This is a genomic window from Alistipes sp. i18-0019-D1 (assembly GCF_042852885.1).
In the GTDB taxonomy this organism is placed as follows: Bacteria; Bacteroidota; Bacteroidia; order Bacteroidales; family Rikenellaceae; genus Alistipes.
The window spans coordinates 832292-849693 of record NZ_AP031424.1 but is presented as its reverse complement, the minus strand read 5'-3'; the positions used below and the strand labels follow the sequence as shown (position 1 = coordinate 849693).

The following is a 17402-nucleotide window of genomic DNA, read 5'->3' as shown; positions in this document are numbered from 1 at the left end:
TTATGGGACAGTATAAATACGGAAGGCGCAATCAGAAGTTGATGACTAATCTGATTTTCTTCGGGATACCGGCTTCGTGGTCGCTGTATCTGGCGGTCGATTATTTTCAGGGCGATTCTTCCCGTGGCTTTTTCGGCCTTTTGCCGCCGGAGATACGTTTGTATGCGTTCATGTCGTCTTTGGCCATCGGAATCGGGGTTGCTTATGTCGGGTTCCGAAGTATGGTTAAAGGATCTCAAATAGATGGCGAAATACGGCTCGAAGCGGGCCGGCTACGGATGGATGTGCGATATGGAAACCGTGTGGAACCGGTCGAACTGGAGATTCGGGAACTGACGTTTGTCGAAAACGACGATGAACGGATGCGTATCGCCTCGCCGGGCGGCGAATATATTTTTAATAGCAGCGGCTTCGTTTCCGGGGATGAGTATCAGAAGTTCCGGATGGAGATGACGTGCGAGAAATATAAAAAGTAATTTTTTTGTTGCTGATAGCGAGCCTGGTAAGGGGTGTGCGGATGAATAGTGCACGAAAATATTTGCACAATCCGGATTTTTGTCTTATCTTTGCACACGCAAAAGCGATAGATCCTATCTGAAGACATATCGCGGGATGGAGCAGTTGGCAGCTCGTCGGGCTCATAACCCGAAGGTCGGAGGTTCGAGTCCTCCTCCCGCTACCAAAGCGGACAATTCTACGGAATTGTCCGTTTTTTGTTTGTCGGATCGGAATAGATGGTTCCGCTGTCGATGGGCGTGGCGGCGGATGACGACATTCGGATTGATTCCGGAGAGTGCTCTCGAAAGCGACAGGAAACACTCGGGCGGCCGGATTTTTAATTTCATACTATCTGATCCGGAGGATAGGATTTCCGTCCGGAGGAATTGGCAATTATATCGCCTTCCGCAACCTGCCCTCTAGAATCCCCGCTTTTGCATGACGCTTCTGAAGAGACTTTTCACGACGAGCTTGTGGAACGGACGGATCAGTGTGAAATAAGCGACACCCAGTTTGTTGTGATACCGGACCAGGGTGATCAGGTAGACGGTACGCTCTTCGACGTAGACCGATAGCCACGCTTTGAGGTGTTTGTCGTCGAGGGAGATGACCGTTTCCCGGGGTGTCTTTTCGGCTACGGACATGATATGGCAGCTTCCGCCGGTTTCCAGAGCTTCCCGCAATGCTTCCGTGTCGACGCCTTCCCCGGTCTTCAGCCCGAAAGGCTTGACCAGCAGGTTGCGGACCCTGAAGAGCAGCCGCAGCCATCCGGGCATCGTGGTCCAGAATGCGAGCATCAGGTTGTCCGGGCGGATCGCCGCCGCCTTCGGGAGCCGGCAGCGGAAGCTGTCGCTGTAGTCTACGTTCGGATAATGCGCTGCCGCTGAATTTTCGGGGAGCGGGGATTTTTCGATTTTCATGTTTTCGGGGGTTGCGTCAGTATCGCATAAAGATAGCGAAATTTCCGGATAAAGTGTTTTTCCCTTTGCGCAGGGCGTCGGCCTGGGGCTGGCGATCTGCAAGTCGGTCGTGGAGTGGGTGAACGGGGAGATCGGCGAGGATTCGACCGGGAGGGCGAGGGGAGCGCTTTTCGGGCAGACCTGTCCGGTCGGGGGATGACTGCGGCGCGCTATTTGCAGCGGCAGGAGTCGATACCATAAAATTTCCAAAGCCATGAAAGAGAACAAAAACACCGCCTGCGAACCTTGCGAGGAGAAGTTCGAACGCAACATCGACGAACTGGTCCGGGAGGGCGAAGCCCCCACGGCCGCAGAGCGCCGTCGGAAGGAGCGGGAGATCGAATCGGCGTTTGCCGGGGACGGGAAGGAGCGGAAATAGTCCGTTCTCCTGCTGTAAAGGCAAGGGGCGGGTCCATGCGGACCCGCCCCTCGTCGTTCATTCGGCCCGGCCTGCCGGACGCCTGTTTCTGCCGGGCATTCCCCGGAGGTCGTCGCCCAGGTCTTCGCGCGCTGCATCGGCAATCCGCATCAGCTCCTCGACCACTTCGGGGTGCTGGCTCTGCACGTCGTAGCGTTCGCCGGGATCACGGCGCATGTCGTAGAGCGCCATCGGGAATTCGTGCCCTTCGGTCACCTTGCCCGGGCGTCCGCCGTTGCCGGGCAGGAACGCTTCGTAGCTGCGGCCCGGATGGGCGAACACGAGTTTGTAGAGTCCGTTGCGCACGGCTTCCAGGCTGTTTTTCCGGTAGTAGAACAGAAATGACGTGCGCGGCGCAGCGTCCGGGACGCCCTCGAACAGGCTGCGGATGCTTACGCCGTCGATTTGCTTTGCAGGGAGCGGCGTGCCCGCTATCTCCGCGAAGGTCGGCAGCAGGTCGATGGACGAGGCCAGCCGGTTGCAGATCGTCCCGGCGGGCGTCGTTCCCGGCCACCGGACGATGCACGGCACGCGCTGTCCGCCTTCGAAGGTGGTTCCTTTGCCTTCGCGAAGGCCGCCCGTCGAGCCGGCATGGTCGCCGTAGTTGATCCACGGCCCGTTGTCCGAAGTGAATACGACGATCGTATTGGCGTCGGCGCCGCTCTTTTCCAGCGCCTTGAGCACTTCGCCCACACTCCAGTCGATCTCCATCATCACGTCGCCGTATAGTCCCTGCTCGCTTTTGCCTTTGAACTTGTCCGAGACGAAGAGCGGCACGTGCGGCATGGAGTGGGCCAGGTAGAGGAAGAACGGGCCTTCGGACCTGCGCGTGATGAAGTCGACGGCATGTTCCGTATACCAGGTGGTGAGCTGCGCCTGGTCCGCGGCCGAGACCGACGGGTTGACGACCTCGCGCCCTTCGTACAGCGGCAGCGGCGGATAGGCCGAAGTCTGCGGATGGTGGGGCCACATGTCGTTGGAGTAGGGCAGCCCGAAGTATTCGTCGAAACCGTGGTCGAGGGGCATAAGCCCGGGACGGCATCCCACGTGCCATTTGCCGACGATGGCGGTTGCGTAACCGGCTTTTTTAAGATTCTCGGCCATGGTCTCCTCGTCGGGGTTGAGTCCGATTTTCGATTTCGGGCCGAGCGCCCCGGCGAATCCGATGCGGTTGGGGTAGCATCCCGTCAGAAGCCCGGCGCGCGAGGCGCTGCTGACGGCCTGGGCGCTGTAATAATTGGTGAAGCGCATGCCTTCGGCGCAGAGCCGGTCGATGTTGGGAGTCCGGTATCCGGTGGCCCCGGTTGCGGTCAGGTCGCCGTAACCCATGTCGTCGAGGTGGATGAGCACGATGTTCGGCGGCTGTTGTCTGTGGCGTTTCGGATGCGCGTCGGCGCATTGTGCCGCCGGAATTCCGGCGAAGGTCAGCAACGCCATGCCGGCGGCCGGCCTGAATCTCGATGGGTTCATTCGGGTAGGGTGGGTCCTTGTCCGGGGATGCCGTTTCGTGAGGCCGGGACCCGTTTGCCTCCACGAACGGACGTGACATTTCACAAAATTAATCTTTTTTCCGGAAAATGATTATCTTTACGCGGTTTAATGAGAGGTGATTTATGGTTAAAAAGAATATTCTGGGGACCATCGGCACGACCCCGATGGTTCGGATCAACCGGCTGTGCCCCAATCCGAAAGTGAAAATCTTCGCCAAGCTCGAAGGCTTCAATCCCACGGGAAGCATCAAGGACCGCATTGCGCTGCGGATGATCGAGGCCGCCGAGCAGGACGGACGCCTGACGCCCGGCAAGACGATCATCGAACCCACGTCGGGCAACACGGGCATCGGGCTGGCCATCGTGGGGATTGTCAAGGGCTATCCCGTGGAGATCGTGATGAGCGAAGCGGTGTCGATCGAACGGCGGAAGATCATCCGCTCCTACGGGGCCAAGGTGATTCTGACGCCCGCCGAGGAGGGAACCGACGGGGCGATCCGCCTGGCGCGGAAGAAGGTAGCCGACGCTCCCGACAAGTATTTCATGCCCGACCAGTTCGCCAACGCCAGCAACTACCTGGCCCACTACCAGTCGACGGCGCTGGAGATCTGGCAGCAGACCGGCGGCAACATCGACTACCTCGTCTGCGCCATCGGGACCTCGGGGACGCTGATGGGTCTTTCGCGTTTTCTCAAGGTGATGAAGCCCGACATCAAGGTCGTCTGCGCACAGCCGATCCGCGGCCACTACATCCAGGGACTCAAGAACATGGAGGAGGCCATCGTGCCCGACATCTACGATCCGTCGCAGATCGACGTGCAGGAGATGATCGAGAGCGAGGAGGCGATCGCCATGGCTCGGGAGATCATCCGCAGGGAGGCGATCTTCGCCGGCATGTCGAGCGGCGCGGCGATGCTGGCGGCGGTGCGTACGGCGCAGAAGATCGAACGGGGCAATATCGTGGTGGTCTTCCCCGACCGGGCCGAGAAGTATTTGAGCACGACGATGTTCGACGAGTTTTCGGACTGATTCTTCGTTCGGAATACTGAAAAAGCCTGCGGCCGGAAGGCCGCAGGCTTTTTTCGGGGAGTGACTCCCTATTTCTGTTTGCCGTAGGCTTCGACGCCGCTGCGGAGGAAATCCACGAATCCCTGCACGTTGAGGTCGTAGCCGCGGGGCGGAACCAACTCCTTCCCGTCGCGGCCCTGCAACACGTAGTAGGGCTGGGCGTTGACCCCGAAGGTCTTCAGCGCGTAGTAGGAGTTGATCTTGCCGAGGCTTTTCAGCACTTTTCCCGAGTCGGTCGTCACCCAGTCGCTTTCGGGAAGCACCTTTTTGTCGTCGGAGTAGAGCGCCACGATCACGTAGTCGTTGCGCAGGATGTCCAGCACCTGCGGGTCGGACCATACGCGGGCCTCCATTTCGCGGCAGTTGACGCATCCGTGGCCCGTGAAGTCGATGAAGAGCGGTTTGCCGACCTTGGCGGCGTATGCCTCGGCCTCTTTCAGATCGAAGAACCCTTCGAGGTTGTGCGGCAGGTGGAGAAAGTCGCTGTGTTTGGGTTTCTGGCCGTCGACGGTCAGCAGCATGCGCGCGTCGCCGCCTGCCGGGACCGGGCCGGAGCTTTCCTGTCCGAGCACGAAGTCCTGCGTGTGCAGGGGCGGCAGGTAGCCTGAAAGGCCTTTGAGCGGGGCGCCCCACATGCCGGGAACGAGGTAGACGACGAACGAGAAGGTGATGATCGCCAGCGCCAGGCGTCCTACGCCGAGGTAGGGCATGTCGCTGTCGTGGGCGAACTTGATTTTGCCTAACAGGTACAGTCCCAGCAGCGAGAAGGTCACGATCCACACGGCGAGGTAGATCTCCCGGTCGAGCAGCCCCCAGTGGTAGGTCTGGTCGGCGACCGAGAGGAACTTCATGCCCAGCGCGACTTCGATGAAGCCCAGCACGACCTTCACCGAATTGAGCCATCCGCCGCTCTTGGGCAGCTTTTTGAGCATCGAGGGGAAGAAGGCGAAAACAGTGAACGGCAGCGCGAAGGCTACGGAGAAGGCCAGCATCGTCACGATGGGACTCCAGAACTCCCCGGCGGTGGATTTGATCAGCACCGAGCCGACGATGGGTCCGGTGCACGAGAACGACACCAGCACGAGCGTCAGGGCCATGAAGAAGATGCCTGCAAGGCCTTTGGAGTCGGCTTTCGAGTCGGTTTTGTTGACCATCCACGAGGGCATCGTGATCTCGAACGCTCCGAAGAACGATGCGGCGAAGACCATGAACACCAGGAAGAAGAGGATGTTCGGGAGCCAGTGCGTGGCCAGCCAGTTGAAGATGTCGGCCGTCACGGCGTCGCCGCCCACGACGCGGGTGATCAGGATGATCGCCGCGATCGGCAGCGTGTAGAGGGCCACGATGAAGAACCCGTACATACCGGCGCGGATGCGGCCCAGCGCGGGACTTCCGGAGCCTTTCATGAAGAACGAGACGGTCATCGGGACCATCGGGAAGACGCAGGGGGTCAAGAGAGCGGCGAAGCCCCACAGAATGGCTTCGATGATCAGCCCCCACAGCGAGCCGCCGCCTGCGGCGTCCTTCTGCGCGGGAGCGATTTCGGCTGCCGGGGTCGTCTCCTTGGCCGCGGCGCTCTCCTTGGACGGAGACTCCGTGGGTTGCACGGCGGGCGTCGCGCCTGCGGGCAGGCTGATCGTCAGCTCCGTATCGTCGGGCGGCAGGCAGCTCGTGTCGTTGCAGATCATCCATGCGAGTTCGGCCGTGACGGTCGCCTGCGGGGCCGTGAGTTTCACGCTTTGGGCGAACTGCGCCTTTCGGGCGAAGGTTCCGATCTCCATTCCGAACGTTTTGTCGTAGTGGCGTTCGGGACGGGTCAGCTGCTCGACGCCTCCTTCGAGGAGGGCGCCTTCGCCCGGGGTGAACGTGATCGTAGTGGCGTTGGGTCCGCCTTCGTAGGGACCCATGTCGTACATGTGCCAGGGAGCCGGGATGGACGCCTCCAGCACGATCCGGTAGGTCTGGCCGTCGAGGTGCTGCACCGTGCTTTTCCAACTGACGCTCTGCGCCGAGACAGTCGTGGCGATCACCGCGGCAAGGACCGGCAGAAGGGTACGAATCAGTTTGTACATAGTCGTATCGCTTTTTATATTTCGGACAAATATACGGGTTTTTTACGGATAAATTGCTACATTCGCACGATGATTCGAATCTCGCTCGTCATTCCCACCCACAACCGTGCCGCACAACTCGTTGCGGCGCTCGAATCCGTCGTGCGGCAGGATCTGCCGCGTGCCGAGTGGGAGTGCGTGGTGGTGAGCAACAATTCCACGGACGATACCGAAGCGCGTTTTGCGGCCTTTGCCGCGGCCCATCCGGAGTGCGCACTGCGGCTCGTCGCGGAGGACGGACCGGGGGTGTCGTACGCCCGCAACCGCGGACTGCGGGAGGCGCAGGCGCCGCTGGTGGCCTTCATCGACGACGACGAGCGGGTCAACGAAGGGTTTCTGCGCGCCTATCTCGAATTTTTCGAAGCCCGTCCCGGGGCCGTCGTGGCCGGGGGGCGCATCATCGCCGAATACCCCGCAGGGCGTCCGGCGTGGATGTCGAAATACGTCGAAATGCCGATCGCCAATCCGATGGATTTCGGAGGGGAGGTGCGTCCGTTCCCGGCGGGACGCGTCCCCGGGGGCGGGAACATGGCTTTCCGCCGTGCGGGGCTGGCCGGTTACGGCGGTTTCGACCCGACGCTGGGACGCGTGAACGGCGAGTTGATCGGCGGTGAGGAAAACGACTTTTTCGAACGCCTCCTGCTCGGCGGCGAAACGATCTGGTATGTGCCGGGGGCGGTGATGTGGCATATCATTCCGCCGGCGAAACTCACCGGGACTTATTTCCGGCGGTTGAGCTACAACGTCGGTGTGAGCCAGCGGCTGCGGGCCGAAATCCACCGCCGCCTGCCGAAGACCTTCGTGCTGGAGATCGCCAAATGGGCGGCGACGCTCGTGCTCTGCTGCACGATGCCGCCCCGCAAATCGCGGTGGCTGCTGCGCATGCGTCTGGGGATCAGCCGGGGGCTGTTCTCGAAGATAGAACGTTGAGAGTCGCGGGTTCCGGGCGCATGGCTCCTCGCTCGGGAGGGGCTTGTGCGGGACGGAATTTGCGGATACGGCGGGACGCCGTGGGAACACGGGCCGGCAGCGCATTTCCCGGAATCCGGATATGCGCCGATATGTTGAAAACAAGGGGTTGAACGATCGTTCAACCCCTTGTTTCTAAAACAGGTATTTTTCGTTTTTGACCTTGTTGACCAGCCGGTGGATGTCGGCCCAGGCCTCTTCGCCGAAGGTCGTGCCGACGACCTCGATCACCTTGCCGGCGGTGATGGCGCCGATCGTGCCGCACTGGCGCAGCGAGAGTCCGTCGCAAAGTCCCGCCAGGAATCCGGCGGCATAGAAATCGCCCGCTCCCGTGGTGTCCACGCGCCTGGCCGCAGCCATGATGCCCACATGCACGACCTCCTCGCCCTGCTTGATCAGCGCGCCTTTCGTGCCGATCTTCACGACGGCGAGTTCGCACATCTGCGAAATGGCCTGGAGGGCGTTCAGCGGCTCGGCCTCGCAGGTGAAGGTCTTGGCTTCGTCCTCGTTGGCGAAGACGATGTCGACGTGCTCGCACACCAGATTGCGCAGAAATTCGAGGTTCTCGGCCACGATGTTGAAGCTGGCCAGGTCGATGGCGACCTTCAGCCCGCACTCCTTGGCCGTACGGGCGGCCTTGAGGATCAGGTCGTGGTTCTGCACCAGGTAGCCCTCGACGTAGAGGCAGTCGTACCCCTCGAAAATCGACGGTTCGATCTCCCCGGCCGAGAGTTCGAGCGCTGCGCCGAGGTGGGTGACCATCGTGCGCTCGCCGTCGGCGGAGATCAGCGACACGCATTTGCCCGAGCGCTCCCTGCCCCGGAAAATGATCGGCTCGATGCCGAGGTTGTCCAGTGCCTGCACGAAGAAATCGCCCGTGGTGTCGGGACCCACCTTGCCGATGAAACCGACGCTGCAACCCAGCTGCGCCATGGCGCGGATGGTGTTGCCGGCCGATCCTCCGAGCGAGAGGGAATAGGGGAGTCCGGCCACCGATTTCGAAATCTCGGTCTGGAGCCGTGTGTCCACGAGGCTCATCGAGCCTTTGGCTAATTTGAACCTCCCCAGCACGGAGTCGGTTTTCAGGTTGACCAGCATGTCGGTCAGGGCATTGCCGATGCCAATTACGCGTTTCATTCGCTTATGTTCGGGTTTTTGTTGAATTCGTTTGCATTGCGGCCGTTCGGCGGCGGGCAGGCGGAGGTGTCTAAATCGACAGGATTTTCACCAGCTCCAGCGCCCCGCGGTCGATGCCTTTGTCGTGTTTGACGGCCTTGGCGAAGGGCACGTAGACGATCTTGCCGTTCATCGTGCCGATCATCACGTTGCGCTGTCCGTCGAGGATCGCCTCGATGGCCGCTTCGCCCATGCGCGAGGCGAGGATGCGGTCCACGGCCGTCGGCGAGCCGCCGCGCTGAATGTGCCCCAGGATCGTCACCCGCGCGTCGTACTGCGGGAACTCCTTCTTCACACGCTCGGCCAGTGCCGTGGCGCCGCCCGTCTTGGGATTCTCCGCGACGATCACGATCGCCGAGTTCTTGCTTTTGCGGAACCCGTGGTTGATCAGTTCCGCCAGCTGGTCGACCTCGGTGTCCATCTCCGGGATGATCGCCGCCTCGGAACCCGTCGCGATGGCGCTGTTGAGCGCCAGGTAACCTGCCGTGTGGCCCATCACCTCGACGAAGAAGAGGCGTTCGTGGCTCGACGCCGTGTCGCGCAGTTTGTCGACCGACTCCATGATCGTATTCAGTGCCGTGTCATAACCGATTGTCGAGTCCGTTCCCCCGAGGTCGTTGTCGATCGTTCCGGGAAGCCCCACGATCGGAACGTTGTATTCCTCGGCGAAAAGTCCCGCGCCGGTCAGCGATCCGTCGCCGCCGATCACCACCAGGGCGTCGATGCCCGCGGCCACCATGTTGTCGTAAGCCGCCTTGCGGCCTTCCACGGTCTTGAACTCCTCGCTGCGGGCGGTTTTCAGGATCGTGCCGCCCAGCTGGATGATGTTGCTTACGCTCTGCGATTTGAATTCGACGATCTCGTTGAATACCAAACCTTTGAATCCGCGCATGATTCCTTTTACGGTAAATCCGTTGTAGATCGCGCTGCGCGTCACCGCGCGGATTGCCGCATTCATGCCCGGCGCGTCGCCGCCCGATGTCAGAATGCCTATGCTCTTGATTCCGGCCATACTCTCATTTGTTAAAAACAAAACCGTTCAAAGGTACGAAAATATTTCAAAAATTTCAAAAAATACGGGCGGCCCAAAAAGGATGCCGCCCGCACTTCCGGGAACTTTTTATTTTAACGCGAATGATTTCCGGCTTCGCTTACAGGGTCCGGGCGGCGCTGCCGCGGGTCGTTTTGGCGCTGTCGGCGGCGTCGGTCTCCCGGCGGATCGTTACCGAGGCTTCGTCGCTGTTCTCGGAGGCTTTGACCGAGACCTTCCGGCCGTCGGCGTTGACCCGCAGTTCGCCCTGCTTCTTGTCGACGGTGATGTCGATGGATTTCGAAGGCACGGAGATGTGGAGCGTCTTGCGGCCCTCCTCGATCACGCTCTCGTCGTCGTAATCTTCCAGCAGCCGTTCGAGGGTGGTGGTGTCGCCGTCGATGACGATTTCGCTCTGGAATATTTGTTCGAGGGCCCTGCGTTTCGTCCGGAACTTGTCGCCCACGTTCTCGCGGATGGCCACGCACGATACGGCGATGATCGAGGCCAGCCACAGCAGGAAGATCGCCAGCACGGTCTTGCCGCCGGGTTTGCGCGAGGCGATCAGGCACATCAGCACGTAGATCAGCAGGATGATGGGGATGAGTGCGGCCAGGATGCCCAGGCTCGCGATCCAGATCGACACCGTGTTGCCGAAGACGGCGGGCGTGAAGAACCCTTCGCCGCCGACGATCAGGGCGAATATGCCGATGATCAGGGCGCAGGCCGCCATGATGAGTCCGAAGACGATGAATCCGGCGATGATTTTCAGCAGGATCAGCACCACCTTGCCGAAGACCGATACGACTTCGGCGACGATCGGTTTGGCCTTGGCGTCGGGTTCGGCGCAGGCCGTGGCGGTAGCTGCGGTGACCTCGCCGATGGACTGCGCGGTGATCTTCTCGCCGTTCATTTCGAGTTTCTGCCGCGCCGAACGGGCCGCCGGAACGGCGAACCACATGATGAAGTAGCAGATCAGGAAGATGCCGAACAGGTTGCCGAACATCGGGCTGAACCAGTGCAGGAAGGGAATCCATCCGAAGCAGGTGAACAGCAGGGGCAGGAACAGCCCCAGACGCACCCACACGGGGTCGATGTCGAAATACTTGCCGATGCCGGCGCAGACGCCGCCCAGTTTGGCGTTTTCCGTGTCGCGGTACAGCCGGCGGGGGATGCGCGGCGTGTCGCAGTGCAGGTCGCGGTCGACGCTCTCCCGGGAGATGTCTTCGGCGGAACCCATCTGCTGGATGATGTTCAGGATCAGCGGTTTCTCCACGATGCGGGTGTTGTCCTGCGTCGAGAGGATCAGTTCCGCGATGCGGGCTTCGATGTCGGCGACGATCTCCGCGCCGTCGGCCGTGTCCTTATAGGTTGTCTTGAGGCTTTCGAGGTAGGTTTCGAGGGCCTCGTAGGCGTCGGCGTCCATGGTGAACGCCACGCCCGAGATGCTGCATTTTTTAACCTCTTTCATGGTTGTCGCGTCGTTTCGGAATTCAGAGTTTGCGTATGCTGCCGCCGCTCGACTTTTCCAGCGAAGTTTGGCAGTCGCCCGAGTAGCGGATCGAAGAGCCGCTCGAAGCGCTGGCGGTGAGTTTCCCGCTGCAGTCGATCGAAACGTTTGCGGCGCTCGACGTGTCGATCGTGGCGTTGACGGCCGAGAATTTTTCGGCGTCGAGTTTCGATGCCGAACTCATGTCGGCCTTGAACGTCCGGGCGGAACCTTCGAGGGTGATTTTCGAAGCGCTCGAAGCGTCCAGCGAACAGCTTCCGGCCTCGACCGAAGCCTCGACCTTTGAGGCGCTCGACGTTTCGATGGTGCACGAGGTGGCTTCTACCGCAGTTTCGATCCGGGCGGCGCTCGAAGCCTCGATGCTGAATTTGTCGGCTTTGAGCATCACTTCGCTGACGATCTTCGAGGCGCTCGAAGCGTCGAGGGAGCGGATTTTTCCGTTGGCCGGGACGGTGATCGTGACGTTGGCGTTCTGGATGCTGTTCACCTTTTGGTCGAGGGTGGCTTCGAGTTTGCCTTTGACGGCCCGGACCACCACCAGGTCGATCAGGTTGTCGTCGGCTTCGATGCGGATGTCCGACACCTTGTCCGAGATGATGACTTTCACGGTGCGCGACGCTTCGATACCGTCGAAATCGGGGGCCGGGACGGTTTTGGTGACGATATTGCCGCTGCCCTTGATGGTTTTGCCCAGCAGGGGCGTTGCGATGCAGGCGACATAAGCGGTTACGGAGAGCATGGCTGCAATCAGGACGGCTATCAACAGGAACTTTTTCATGGTATTGTTTTTTTAGGGTCAATCGTTTTTTCCGTGGCGGATGAGTTGGATCTGTCCGACGAGTTCATCCCAGGCTTCGTCGAGCGTTGCGAGGTATTCGCGGCCTTTGTCCGTGAGCGTGTAGTACTTGCGCGGCGGGCCCTGGGGGGATTCTTCCCAGCGGTAGGTCAGCAGTCCGGCGTTCTTCTGCCGGGTCAGGATCGGGTAGAGCGTACCCTCGACTACGATCATTTCCGCCTGTTTGAGCTCGGAGATGATCTTCGGAGCATACGAGTCCTCGCGGGAGAGAATGGCGAGGATGCAGTACTCCAGGATTCCTTTGCGCATCTGCGCTTTTACGTTGTCTTCAGCCATGGTGCTATGCGTTTAACCTTTTGGGGGCCTTCGGGACGATCAGCCAGAGGATGATGTAAACCCAGAGCGAGAGTCCTCCGAAGAAAATCAGGATCAGGGTCGCGATGCGTACGAGCGATGTGTCAAGTCCGAAGAATTCGGCCAGGCCGGCACAGACGCCTGCGATAATGCTGTCTTGGGAACGGAATAACCGTCTGTTTTCGTTCGTTGCCATAATTTTATCGGTTTTTGTTGTTGATATTGAATTTGCGTGCCGGTTGCTCGGGAATGACGATCCAGAGGATGATGTAGGCCCAGATCGAGAGTCCGCCGAAAAGGATCAGCAGGAGCATCAGCAGCCGGATCATCGTCGGGTCGGAGTCGAAATACTCGGCCAGACCCCCGCAGATGCCGGCGATCGAACGCTCGGTGCGCGAGCGGTAGAGTTTGCGCAGGGGCGGCTGCCCGGCGGATTCGGTTCCGGCCTGTCCCTCGGCGGCCTCGGGCCGCCCTGCGCCGCGGGGTTCGCCGAAGTCGGCCGGACTGCCCATCTGGGCCATCGTCGCACGGACGACGTCGAGCGTAATGACCCGCATGGGCGAAGCGACCCGCTCGCGGAAAATCTCCGCCACGCGGGCTTCGATGTCGCCCATCGTTTCGGCGTCACCCTCCGGCAGGCGCCGCCGGATGTCGTCGAAATAACTGCCCAGTACCCGGTAGGCGTCCTCGTCGAGGATGAATGCCACGGAGCCGATGTTTACGTTTACAGTCTCTTTCATGGTCGTAAAAGTATTGTCGCGGTTTAATGTTTTGCGGGTTTTACTATTATTACAATGCAAATATAATACGAATTTTAGTATTATGCAATACAAAGTACCTTATTTTTTGAAAATATTTTTATACTTATATTTATAACGGTGTAAATTTTAGCCTCTGCGGAGGCTTTGCGCCGGAAAAAATGCGATATTTGGCGTGGCAATGTTGCGTTTTGCACGCCAGTTTCGTCTTACAGATACCATGAAGGAAACAGAATTCACCTCGCTCGTCGTGCCGCTCCGCGACCGGATGTTCCGCTACGCGCAGAGCTTGCTGCTCTCTCCGGCGGAAGCGGAGGACGCGGTGCACGACCTGCTCGAGCGGTTGTGGGCCGAGCGGGCGCGGCTGGACGGATGCCGCAGCATCGACTCCTTCGTGATGCGGGCCGTGCGGAATCGCTGTTACGACTGTCTTCGCCGACGGCAGGCCTGCGGCCGGCGCGACGACACGCTGGCGGGGTGGACCGAACGCTCGGCGGCAGCCGAGGCCGAGGGGTGGGAGATGCGCGAACTGGTGCGGCGGGCGATGGGATGTCTTTCCGAGCGGCAGCGCGAGGTGCTCCACCTGAAGGACATCGAGGGGTATCCGACCCGCGAGATCGCCGGAACGGTCGGCTGTGACGAAGCGCAGGTGCGCGTGATCCTCTCCCGCGCCCGGAACTCTTTGAGGGAGGTACTGAAAAAAATGATGGACGATGAACGAACGACAAGAACGGATTGAACGGTTGGCCGAGCGCTGGTTTGCGGCCGAGACGACCGATGCCGAGGAGCGCGAACTGCGCGAATGGCTGCGGGAGGCGGAGGAAGTGCCGGCTGCGCTGCGCGACGTGCAGGCGATGCTCGCGGGGCTGGATGCGCTGGCGGAGGAGCGTCTTCCCGCCGGGCGCAGGGTGCCGTTGCGCCGGCGCATGTCGCCGCTGTGGGGCTTTGCGGCTGCGGCTGTCGTGGCCCTCGGGCTTTTCTTCTGCGCGGAATTGCTGCGCAAGCCCTACTGCTACATCGACGGCCGGGCGGTCTACGACAAGGAGGCGGCCATGCAGGCGACGGTTTACCTCGAATCGTTTTCGGCGCTCGATGCGTCGGGCCGGATGGTCGACGAACTGATCAGAAGCAATTAAAAAAACGACATTGCCATGAACAAACGATTGGTTTTTACGGGTCTTTTCATTTTGCTGTCGCTGTGCGCGTCGGCGCAGACTGCGGATTCGACGGCCGCGGATTCCCTCGGGCGGATCGGGGATGTCGGCACCGGCCCGGTGACCATGCGGCGCGCCGCCGACGGGGAGGGGATGATTCTCGAAGTGGCGGGCTTCGGCATCACGCTCGGGCAGGCCGCGGGAGGCGAAAAACAGCAAGTGAAGTCCTATCCGCGGGTGTGCGGCCTGTTTTTCGATGGTGTCGAACTGGGCTTCAATTTCCTGACCGGCGCGGATTATGCGGGCTATCCGGCCGAAGCGGGGGATTTCCTCGACATCAAGGGCGGCAATTCGTTCCACTTCGGCATTACGCCCGTCGGTTTGAGCGTGGCGCTCGACAGGAAGCGGCGGTTCGAGTTTTCGACCGGGCTGCGCTACACGGTGGACAACTACCGCTTGTCCGACAATTCGATTACGCTGGGCCGCGAAGGGGGAATGATCGTTCCCCTGCCGCTGGACGAGAAGGCCGACAAGTCGAAACTCCGCATCACGTCGCTGGGCATTCCGTTGCAGTTCTCGTTCGACCCGGTCCGGCATTTGCGCGTTGCCGTCGTGGGGTATTGCGACTTCACGCTCGGGTCCAACGCGATCTATAAGAAGCCGAAGGAGAAGAGTTCCCTTTCCGGCGTCAATCCCTTCCGGTTCGGATTCGGAGGCTCGGTTTCCTACCGCGGATTCGGCTTGTATGTCCGCTACGGCGTGACGCCGCTCTTCAAGAGCGGGGCGGGACCGGCCTGCCATCCGGTATCGTTCGGTGTTTGTGTCTTCATGTAAAAAAACTGCTGCCATGAAACGAGTTATTTTAGGAATCGCCGTCGCCGTGTGCTTTCATGCACATGCGGGCAACGGTCTGCCGGAAAATGAGGGAAGGGTCGGTTCGTGCGATACCGTTCGACGGTTCGGGAACGTGGGCGGCGACTTGATCGCCATGCGTAAGGGAGTCGATGAAAACAGCATTGTTCTCGAAGTGGCCGGTTTCGGCATCACGCTCGGGCAGATGGATGAAGGACCCGGGCGACTGGGCAAATCCCGGCGGGTGAGATACTATATTCTGGATAATTTCGAGTTCGGCTTCAACCGGCTGTCCGGTGTCGATTACGGCGGTTATCCGTCCGAATCGGGCGATTTTCTCGATTTGCAGACCTCCAGGTCGTTCCATGCCGCCGAAGACCTTGCCGGAATCCATGTCCGGCTCGACCGTCGCCGGAGGATTCTTTTCTCGGCCGGATTTTCCATGACGGTCGACAACTATCGGTTGTCCGACCGTTCGATCACCCTGCGCAATCGGGACGGGCGCGTTGTTCCCGAAGCGTTGGGCGAAACGGCGAAAAAGTCAGGCCTGACAACTTTGTCGCTGGGAGTTCCTCTGCGGGTTACACTCCGGCCTGCGCAGCATCTCCGCATATCGGCTGCGGCCTATTGCGATTTTGCCGTTTGGACCGATGCGGTCTATGCGATGCCCGAGCCGCGTGTGATGCAGAGGCTTTCCGGGGTGAATACGTTCCAATTCGGGGTCGGCGCTTCGGTCGCGTATTGCGGTATCGGGGTTTATGCCCGTTACGGCGTCACCTCCTATTTTAAAAAGAGTGCCGGACCGGTCTCTCATCCGCTGAGTCTCGGAATTTGTATTTTTTTGTAAAACGAACCTGCCATGAAACGATTGATATTGATCCTGCTGGTCACGCTGCCGCTGCTGGCGCGTGCGCAGAACGCCTCCTGGAAGTTCTTCGACCGCTATGCCGAAGCCGAGGGATTCACCAGCGTGCGGCTCGAACGGAAAATGATGCGGATGATGAGCCGCGAAGCCGCGGAGAAGGGGGATGAAGGACTGGCTAAACTGCTTGCCGGCATCGAATATATCCGCATCGTGGCCCTCGGCACGGGCGACGGTGAGCGGTTCGTCGCCGATGCGGAGGAGCTGGCCGCCAAGCCGGAGTATAAATTCCAGCTGGTGATGTCCGGGACCGAGGAGGGGCAGACCACGAAATTCTATATCCGCGAAGCGGAATTCTACAATAATTCGGAACTGCTGATGCTGACTTACGGCGCGAAAGAGACCGTCGCGGTGAATATCTACGGGCGGTTCGACCTCAAGCAGGTGGCGCGGCTTTCGACGATAAGGCCGAAGAAATAGTTTAGTACCTTTTGTCACTGAAAGGCACCCAACATCACCGGCGTAATACGCCGGATTTGGGGGTTGCGATGACACTTTGCAACCTTTTGCATCAAAAGGTCGCGGATCTATCGTAAAATGCGAGGGCCGGAACATTCGTTCCGGCCCTCGTTGTTATCGCTTTCGGCGGCGGTTAGTCCTCGAACTTGGCCGAGAGGAACTCCCGGTTCAGACGGGCGATATGCGCAATGGAAATCTGCTTGGGGCACTCGGCCTGGCAGGCTCCCGTGTTGGTGCAGTTGCCGAAGCCCAGTTCGTCCATCTTGGCGACCATCGCCTTGGCGCGGCGAGCACCCTCCACACGGCCCTGGGGCAGCTTGGCGAGCGACGACACGCGGGCGGCGACGAAGAGCATGGCCGAACCGTTCTTGCACGTTGCGGCGCAGGCTCCGCAGCCGATGCAGGCAGCGGCGTCCATCGACTCCTCGGCATCGGCCTGCGAGATCGGAATGGCGTTGGCGTCGGGAACCGAGTTCGTGCGTACCGAGATGAAGCCTCCGGCCTGCAGAATCTGGTCGTAGGCCGAACGGTTCACCACGAGGTCCTTGATGACGGGGAACGCCGCCGAGCGCCACGGCTCGATGGTGATCGTCGCTCCGTCCTTGAACTTGCGCATGTAGATCTGGCAGGTCGTGGCGCCCTGGCTGGGACCGTGAGCCTGTCCGTCGATGTGCAGCGAGCACATGCCGCAGATACCCTCGCGGCAGTCGTGGTCGAAGGCCACCGGCTCCTTGCCCTCGTGGATGAGGTTGTTGTTCAGGATGTCGAGCATTTCGAGGAACGAGGTGTCGGCCGAAATGTTCTCCACCTTGTAGCTCTCGAAAGCGCCTTTGGATTTAGCGTCCTTTTGACGCCATATCTTTAATGTAAAATTCATA

Annotated in this window: 20 protein-coding genes and 1 tRNA gene; 10 read left to right on the top strand and 11 right to left on the bottom strand. The window is 60.3% G+C overall.

Annotated features, from left to right (window positions below):
- Positions 1-2 precede the first annotated feature (2 nt).
- Both ACGHP5_RS03445 and ACGHP5_RS03440 read left to right on the top strand, forming a co-directional pair.
- A complete protein-coding gene (locus tag ACGHP5_RS03445) occupies positions 3-476 on the top strand; it encodes a hypothetical protein (protein WP_290534139.1) in 474 nt (157 codons plus the stop codon).
- A 130-nt stretch (positions 477-606) separates the two neighbouring features.
- Positions 607-682, top strand: a tRNA-Met gene (locus ACGHP5_RS03440).
- A 235-nt stretch (positions 683-917) separates the two neighbouring features.
- Here ACGHP5_RS03440 and ACGHP5_RS03435 read toward each other — a convergent pair.
- Entirely contained in the window at positions 918-1418 is a 501-nt protein-coding gene (locus ACGHP5_RS03435; RefSeq protein ID WP_337756568.1) for a DUF2867 domain-containing protein, read from the bottom strand.
- Positions 1419-1671: 253 nt separating this feature from the next.
- Between ACGHP5_RS03435 and ACGHP5_RS03430 the strand changes: the two genes are divergently transcribed.
- Positions 1672-1836, top strand: a complete 165-nt coding sequence (locus ACGHP5_RS03430) for a hypothetical protein (protein ID WP_337756570.1) — start codon at positions 1672-1674, stop codon at positions 1834-1836.
- Between the two features lie 57 nt (positions 1837-1893).
- On the opposite strand, the gene ACGHP5_RS03425 is transcribed toward ACGHP5_RS03430, so the two are convergent.
- Positions 1894-3345, bottom strand: a complete 1452-nt coding sequence (locus ACGHP5_RS03425; protein WP_290533474.1) for a sulfatase — start codon at positions 3343-3345, stop codon at positions 1894-1896.
- A gap of 143 nt (positions 3346-3488) precedes the next feature.
- Here ACGHP5_RS03425 and ACGHP5_RS03420 point away from each other — a divergent pair, with 143 nt between their 5' ends.
- Positions 3489-4394, top strand: coding sequence for a PLP-dependent cysteine synthase family protein (locus ACGHP5_RS03420; protein WP_290533475.1), 906 nt, complete (start codon positions 3489-3491; stop codon positions 4392-4394).
- Positions 4395-4462: 68 nt separating this feature from the next.
- Here the strand turns inward: ACGHP5_RS03420 and ACGHP5_RS03415 are convergent, their stop codons facing one another.
- Positions 4463-6505 (bottom strand): cytochrome c biogenesis protein CcdA, encoded by a 2043-nt coding sequence (locus ACGHP5_RS03415; RefSeq protein WP_390568043.1) that lies wholly within the window; start codon positions 6503-6505, stop codon positions 4463-4465.
- A 69-nt stretch (positions 6506-6574) separates the two neighbouring features.
- On the opposite strand from ACGHP5_RS03415, the gene ACGHP5_RS03410 reads away from it, so the two are divergent.
- Positions 6575-7474, top strand: a complete 900-nt coding sequence (locus tag ACGHP5_RS03410; protein ID WP_337756574.1) for a glycosyltransferase family A protein — start codon at positions 6575-6577, stop codon at positions 7472-7474.
- A 174-nt stretch (positions 7475-7648) separates the two neighbouring features.
- Here the strand turns inward: ACGHP5_RS03410 and ACGHP5_RS03405 are convergent, their stop codons facing one another.
- From ACGHP5_RS03405 to ACGHP5_RS03375, 7 genes are all read right to left on the bottom strand, one after another.
- On the bottom strand, positions 7649-8650 hold the full coding sequence (locus ACGHP5_RS03405; protein WP_290533478.1) for an adenosine kinase: 1002 nt from the start codon (positions 8648-8650) through the stop codon (positions 7649-7651).
- 70 nt (positions 8651-8720) lie between these two features.
- Positions 8721-9701, bottom strand: a complete 981-nt coding sequence (gene pfkA, locus ACGHP5_RS03400) for a 6-phosphofructokinase (protein ID WP_288238002.1) — start codon at positions 9699-9701, stop codon at positions 8721-8723.
- A 139-nt stretch (positions 9702-9840) separates the two neighbouring features.
- The gene (locus ACGHP5_RS03395) at positions 9841-11190 is read right to left on the bottom strand and encodes a PspC domain-containing protein (protein WP_337756575.1); all 1350 of its coding nucleotides are present in this window, start codon (positions 11188-11190) and stop codon (positions 9841-9843) included.
- Between the two features lie 22 nt (positions 11191-11212).
- Positions 11213-12007, bottom strand: coding sequence for a head GIN domain-containing protein (locus tag ACGHP5_RS03390; protein WP_390568042.1), 795 nt, complete (start codon positions 12005-12007; stop codon positions 11213-11215).
- Positions 12008-12025: 18 nt separating this feature from the next.
- Positions 12026-12361, bottom strand: a complete 336-nt coding sequence (locus ACGHP5_RS03385) for a PadR family transcriptional regulator (protein WP_290533481.1) — start codon at positions 12359-12361, stop codon at positions 12026-12028.
- 4 nt (positions 12362-12365) lie between these two features.
- Positions 12366-12575 carry a PspC domain-containing protein gene (locus tag ACGHP5_RS03380; protein ID WP_195458659.1) on the bottom strand — a complete coding sequence of 70 codons (210 nt, stop codon included), beginning with the start codon at positions 12573-12575 and terminating at the stop codon, positions 12366-12368.
- Between the two features lie 4 nt (positions 12576-12579).
- Positions 12580-13119: a PspC domain-containing protein gene (locus ACGHP5_RS03375; RefSeq protein WP_290533482.1), complete on the bottom strand. Its 540-nt coding sequence runs from the start codon at positions 13117-13119 to the stop codon at positions 12580-12582.
- 238 nt (positions 13120-13357) lie between these two features.
- Here ACGHP5_RS03375 and ACGHP5_RS03370 point away from each other — a divergent pair, with 238 nt between their 5' ends.
- The 5 genes from ACGHP5_RS03370 to ACGHP5_RS03350 are packed head-to-tail and all read left to right on the top strand — an operon-like array spanning position 13358 to position 16485.
- Entirely contained in the window at positions 13358-13876 is a 519-nt protein-coding gene (locus ACGHP5_RS03370; RefSeq protein WP_337656501.1) for an RNA polymerase sigma factor, read from the top strand.
- The gene (locus ACGHP5_RS03365; protein WP_390568041.1) at positions 13851-14273 is read left to right on the top strand and encodes a hypothetical protein; all 423 of its coding nucleotides are present in this window, start codon (positions 13851-13853) and stop codon (positions 14271-14273) included. Before ACGHP5_RS03370 ends, ACGHP5_RS03365 begins: the two co-directional genes overlap by 26 nt.
- Positions 14274-14288: 15 nt before the next feature.
- On the top strand, positions 14289-15125 hold the full coding sequence (locus ACGHP5_RS03360; protein ID WP_337756579.1) for an outer membrane beta-barrel protein: 837 nt from the start codon (positions 14289-14291) through the stop codon (positions 15123-15125).
- 13 nt (positions 15126-15138) lie between these two features.
- On the top strand, positions 15139-15990 hold the full coding sequence (locus ACGHP5_RS03355) for a hypothetical protein (RefSeq protein ID WP_337656496.1): 852 nt from the start codon (positions 15139-15141) through the stop codon (positions 15988-15990).
- 12 nt (positions 15991-16002) lie between these two features.
- Positions 16003-16485 carry a DUF4252 domain-containing protein gene (locus ACGHP5_RS03350; RefSeq protein ID WP_337656495.1) on the top strand — a complete coding sequence of 161 codons (483 nt, stop codon included), beginning with the start codon at positions 16003-16005 and terminating at the stop codon, positions 16483-16485.
- 172 nt (positions 16486-16657) lie between these two features.
- Here ACGHP5_RS03350 and ACGHP5_RS03345 read toward each other — a convergent pair whose 3' ends face one another.
- Positions 16658-17401, bottom strand: coding sequence for a succinate dehydrogenase/fumarate reductase iron-sulfur subunit (locus ACGHP5_RS03345; RefSeq protein ID WP_015548041.1), 744 nt, complete (start codon positions 17399-17401; stop codon positions 16658-16660).
- Position 17402: the final 1 nt, after the last annotated feature.

Coding starts and splice junctions, on each gene's coding strand:
- ACGHP5_RS03445 (WP_290534139.1), top strand. CDS start 3: ATGGGACAGTATAAATACGGAAGGCGCAATCAGAAGTTGATGACTAAT.
- ACGHP5_RS03435 (WP_337756568.1), bottom strand. CDS start 1,418: ATGAAAATCGAAAAATCCCCGCTCCCCGAAAATTCAGCGGCAGCGCAT.
- ACGHP5_RS03430 (WP_337756570.1), top strand. CDS start 1,672: ATGAAAGAGAACAAAAACACCGCCTGCGAACCTTGCGAGGAGAAGTTC.
- ACGHP5_RS03425 (WP_290533474.1), bottom strand. CDS start 3,345: ATGAACCCATCGAGATTCAGGCCGGCCGCCGGCATGGCGTTGCTGACC.
- ACGHP5_RS03420 (WP_290533475.1), top strand. CDS start 3,489: ATGGTTAAAAAGAATATTCTGGGGACCATCGGCACGACCCCGATGGTT.
- ACGHP5_RS03415 (WP_390568043.1), bottom strand. CDS start 6,505: ATGTACAAACTGATTCGTACCCTTCTGCCGGTCCTTGCCGCGGTGATC.
- ACGHP5_RS03410 (WP_337756574.1), top strand. CDS start 6,575: ATGATTCGAATCTCGCTCGTCATTCCCACCCACAACCGTGCCGCACAA.
- ACGHP5_RS03405 (WP_290533478.1), bottom strand. CDS start 8,650: ATGAAACGCGTAATTGGCATCGGCAATGCCCTGACCGACATGCTGGTC.
- pfkA (WP_288238002.1), bottom strand. CDS start 9,701: ATGGCCGGAATCAAGAGCATAGGCATTCTGACATCGGGCGGCGACGCG.
- ACGHP5_RS03395 (WP_337756575.1), bottom strand. CDS start 11,190: ATGAAAGAGGTTAAAAAATGCAGCATCTCGGGCGTGGCGTTCACCATG.
- ACGHP5_RS03390 (WP_390568042.1), bottom strand. CDS start 12,007: ATGAAAAAGTTCCTGTTGATAGCCGTCCTGATTGCAGCCATGCTCTCC.
- ACGHP5_RS03385 (WP_290533481.1), bottom strand. CDS start 12,361: ATGGCTGAAGACAACGTAAAAGCGCAGATGCGCAAAGGAATCCTGGAG.
- ACGHP5_RS03380 (WP_195458659.1), bottom strand. CDS start 12,575: ATGGCAACGAACGAAAACAGACGGTTATTCCGTTCCCAAGACAGCATT.
- ACGHP5_RS03375 (WP_290533482.1), bottom strand. CDS start 13,119: ATGAAAGAGACTGTAAACGTAAACATCGGCTCCGTGGCATTCATCCTC.
- ACGHP5_RS03370 (WP_337656501.1), top strand. CDS start 13,358: ATGAAGGAAACAGAATTCACCTCGCTCGTCGTGCCGCTCCGCGACCGG.
- ACGHP5_RS03365 (WP_390568041.1), top strand. CDS start 13,851: ATGAACGAACGACAAGAACGGATTGAACGGTTGGCCGAGCGCTGGTTT.
- ACGHP5_RS03360 (WP_337756579.1), top strand. CDS start 14,289: ATGAACAAACGATTGGTTTTTACGGGTCTTTTCATTTTGCTGTCGCTG.
- ACGHP5_RS03355 (WP_337656496.1), top strand. CDS start 15,139: ATGAAACGAGTTATTTTAGGAATCGCCGTCGCCGTGTGCTTTCATGCA.
- ACGHP5_RS03350 (WP_337656495.1), top strand. CDS start 16,003: ATGAAACGATTGATATTGATCCTGCTGGTCACGCTGCCGCTGCTGGCG.
- ACGHP5_RS03345 (WP_015548041.1), bottom strand. CDS start 17,401: ATGAATTTTACATTAAAGATATGGCGTCAAAAGGACGCTAAATCCAAA.